This is a genomic window from Candidatus Symbiopectobacterium sp. (genome assembly GCF_020054415.1).
Taxonomy (GTDB): Bacteria; Pseudomonadota; Gammaproteobacteria; order Enterobacterales; family Enterobacteriaceae; genus Symbiopectobacterium.
Window position 1 is genome coordinate 1 of record NZ_JAHWCO010000733.1, and the last position, 1,917, is coordinate 1,917.

2 protein-coding genes and 1 pseudogene are annotated in these 1,917 nt (G+C 50.4%); 1 reads left to right on the forward strand and 2 read right to left on the reverse strand.

What is annotated here, in order from left to right; translation table 11 throughout:
• The coding region (locus QZ506_RS21110; protein WP_291973715.1) for a helix-turn-helix domain-containing protein at positions 1 to 223 on the reverse strand (223 nt) is incomplete at its 3' end.
• A 94-nt stretch (positions 224 to 317) separates the two neighbouring features.
• A complete protein-coding gene (locus tag QZ506_RS21115; protein WP_291973717.1) occupies positions 318 to 755 on the reverse strand; it encodes a siderophore-interacting protein in 438 nt (145 codons plus the stop codon).
• A 305-nt stretch (positions 756 to 1,060) separates the two neighbouring features.
• Here QZ506_RS21115 and QZ506_RS21120 point away from each other — a divergent pair.
• Positions 1,061 to 1,705, forward strand: a pseudogene (locus QZ506_RS21120) (gamma-glutamylcyclotransferase).
• Positions 1,706 to 1,917 lie beyond the last annotated feature (212 nt).

Genomic DNA, 1,917 nt, shown 5'->3' on the forward strand with positions numbered 1-1,917 from the left:
CGCGTTCAGTGGCTTCGTCGGCGCGGTTCTTCAGGTTCGGAACCCGGCGGTTCTGGTTAACCAGCGCATCAATGCCGCCTTCAGCAGCCAGTTCCTGATAACGGTAAAATGTATCGCGTGACACGCCCATGATCTTGCAGGATTTTGATACGTTACCGAGTTCTTCGGCGAGATTGAGCAGGCCGGCTTTGTGTTTGATAATGGGATTGTTAGTATGAAGCATGAGAGTTACCTCGCGTTTTGTTTAAGGATTAGACACCCATATCAAAATCGGTAACTCTCAACCTTTCAAGGTCCAGTGTCAGATCTAGTCGCGACTAATACAGATAATAGGCGCTGGACGCAGGCAGCATGGGGTGCGGACCACCCGGTTGAGTAATGCCTACGCTGTCTCCGGGCTGCGCGTTGCGGGCAAACGTGACGGCGGGTCCGCCGTGGTCGTGCAAGGCAAAGGCAACATCCACTTCGCCCAATTCTGGCAGGAATGCATAAATAGTATAAGTGCGCACGACGGGGCGCGCTTCGCCTTCAGGCCATTGCGGGCCTCGCTCACCCAATGTGGGTAATGTAGGCGCTTTCTGGCAGGGGTGCGCTAAAAATAGTTTGATATGTGCGGCATGTCGCCCGACTGCCGGATAGTCGGGCAGTGTATCTCTATGAAAAGTGATGCAGCGCAAGTGCGGTGAGAGATCGGTGATGCGTTTAACCTGGATTAGTCGGGGTTGGGCTGGGCGAAAACCTGTCGGATGAGCCATTAAATTTCTCCATCATTCAGCCGATATAATTATTGATTTGATGGATAACATTATATCATGTTGATGATAGTGATTATCATTTTAGTGACAGGCAAAAAGCACGTGTGTCTAAAAAAGCGTTGTTAACCCTTTTTTGTTACGATTTCAGCGTTACCTTAGCGCTTTGTGATTAAGATCAAACTTGATTGCCACACAAAAAATGGCATATTCTGGAATGAGTTGCAGAAATGTTAAGCAGTTACGCTGTTTTTGGCAGAAAAAACGCGGCGGTTATTGTTCGGTTATTGGCTGTTGGTGGTTTTAAGATATTATTAACACGCTATTTTTTACAACAGGCTGATTGTGGTACGTCTTTTGGTTGTATCGAAGAAAACTTGCTGCTCACGCCTCAGCAGCGAGCGGACTCCCTGAACCAGACGCTATCGCGTCGCCCTGATAGCACGGTGTAGGTCTTTGGTTATGGCTCACTGATGTGGAATCCGGTATTTACACCGGAGGGAGTCCGTTTGGCCACACTTTCCGGCTGGCAGCGTGCATTTTGCCTGCGCCTTACGGCAGGACGCGGTACGGCAACGCAACCTGGACGCATGCTGGCATTAACGCCAGGTGGGAAAACGACCGGTATGGCATTTCGTTTGCCGGAGGCTTCACTGCATGAAGATCTGGAACTGCTGTGGAAGCGTGAGATGATCACTGGTTGCTACCGTCCGGAATGGTGCGATCTGCACTGCCAAAACGGCGAAACTCTCACGGCGTTGGCGTTTGTTTCGCAAGATCAACATGCTCTGATCGAAGCGTATACCTGCATACACCGCGTTGCTCCCCTGATTGCCAGAGCCAGTGTCCCGTTGGGAACGAATGCACAGTATCTGTTTTCACTGGAAGAGACGCTCAAAAAACACGGTATGGCCGATGAGTGCTTAACGGCGCTGGCGCAGCGGGTGCGATAGCTTCAGGAACAGGCGAAGCAGGCACATCCACAGCAGGGCGACTGGTGGGGCGTTTAGCTGTATTAGTCGCGACTAGATCTGACACTGGACCTTGAAAGGTTGAGAGTTACCGGTTTTGATATGGGTGCCTAATCCTTAAACAAAACGCGAGGTAACTATCATGCTTCATACTAACAATCCCATTATCAAACACAAAGCCGGCCTGCTCAATC

Coding starts and splice junctions, on each gene's coding strand:
- QZ506_RS21115 (WP_291973717.1), bottom strand. CDS start 755: ATGGCTCATCCGACAGGTTTTCGCCCAGCCCAACCCCGACTAATCCAG.